This is a genomic window from Nocardioides sp. CPCC 206348 (assembly GCF_048654705.1).
Lineage (GTDB): Bacteria > Actinomycetota > Actinomycetes > Propionibacteriales > Nocardioidaceae > Nocardioides.
The window spans coordinates 2,931-4,270 of sequence record NZ_JBMCZA010000151.1 but is presented as its reverse complement, the minus strand read 5'-3'; the positions used below and the strand labels follow the sequence as shown (position 1 = coordinate 4,270).

The following is a 1,340-nucleotide window of genomic DNA, read 5'->3' as shown; positions in this document are numbered from 1 at the left end:
CCCGCACGAGACCCGGCCCTTCCAGGCGCACGGGCACATGGACGTCGTCACCCTCGGCGACTTCACCCTCGGCCGAGGCACCTTCGAGCCCGGCTGGCGATGGTCGAACGACGTGAAGCCGATCGCCGGCACCGACTCCTGCCAGGTCCGGCACTACGGATACTGCGTCTCCGGCCAGATGACCCTCCTGTTCGACGACGGCAGCGAGATGACCGTGGAAGCGGGCGACGTCACCCTCATCGAACCGGGCCACGATGCCTGGACCGTCGGCGACGAGCCTTGCGTCATGTTCGACTCCGGCGTCGCGGCCTACGCCAAACCCAGCTGACCGCTGGCAATGGCTTCCGGGAGCGAGCCACGGACGGGGAAGCGCCCGAACAGGGTCGCCTGGACCGCGTGATAGAGGTCGGGCTTGCCCGGCCACACCGTGCGCAGCGGGTGCTGGTGGCGATCCAGCTGGTGGTGCCACGACCCCTGTTCACGATCGAGCAGGTACCGGTCGGCGTACTCCCACCAGGTCCGGGCGTCGCGGTCGTAACGCTCCTCGCCCGTCGTGGCATGGAGAACGGTCGCGGCGGCGATCGCCTCGGCCACCACCCAGTGCATCCGGTCGTGGACGACCGGGCGACCTTCCCAGTCGGTCGTGTAGACGAACCCCTTCGCGCCGTCGACCGCCCACCCGTCGGTTGCCGCGCGCTCGTACAACGCAACTGCCGCGGCCGTGTGGTCCTGGCCGGTCGCGGCATCCAGGTGCACCAGCAGGCGTGCCCACTCGAAGGCGTGGCCGACCGTGGCGCCGTACGGCTTGAACTGGTCGTTCGGCTGCTCGCGGTTGAAGTCGGGTTGCGGCACCCACTGCTCGTCGTAGTGCTCGGGCAACCGCCAGCCGAAGTCCCTGCCGATGCCGACGACCCGCTCGCAGATGCGGGCCGCGCGATCGGTCCACACGCCGCCGACGGCCAGCATCGCCTCGACCGCGTGCATCGTGCCGTTCAGCCCGCGGTACGACGCCGGGGTCGACCAGTCACGGGACCACTCGTCGATGCACATGCCGCTGCGCTCGTCCCAGAACCGCTCCTCGAACACCGCCTCGGCTTCGGCGAGCAGGCGCTCCGCTCCCGGGACCTCCGCCCGGTGCGCGGTGGCCGCGGCCAGCAGCACGAAAGCGTGCTGGTAGCAGGACTTCTCGACCGGCAGCCAGCCACCGTGCTCGTGGTCGCGGAACTCCCCGTCCAGCGCCGCGAGGGCTCCTGCCGCAAGGAGCCCCGAACCGGGGCGCCCGAGCAGGACGCCGAGACTGCGCACGTACAAGGTGCGGGCGCAGAGCCAGGTCTGGCGCG

Annotated in this window: 2 protein-coding genes; one reads left to right on the top strand and one right to left on the bottom strand. The window is 70.8% G+C overall.

Going from position 1 to position 1,340, the window contains the following annotated elements:
* The coding region (locus tag ACOADB_RS10680) for a cupin domain-containing protein (RefSeq protein WP_378598026.1) at positions 1-328 on the top strand (328 nt) is incomplete at its 5' end.
* Here ACOADB_RS10680 and ACOADB_RS10675 read toward each other — a convergent pair.
* A partial coding sequence (locus tag ACOADB_RS10675; RefSeq protein WP_378598025.1) for an AGE family epimerase/isomerase occupies positions 310-1,340 on the bottom strand: 1,031 nt, incomplete at its 5' end. The two genes, ACOADB_RS10680 and ACOADB_RS10675, sit on opposite strands and share 19 nt — an antisense overlap.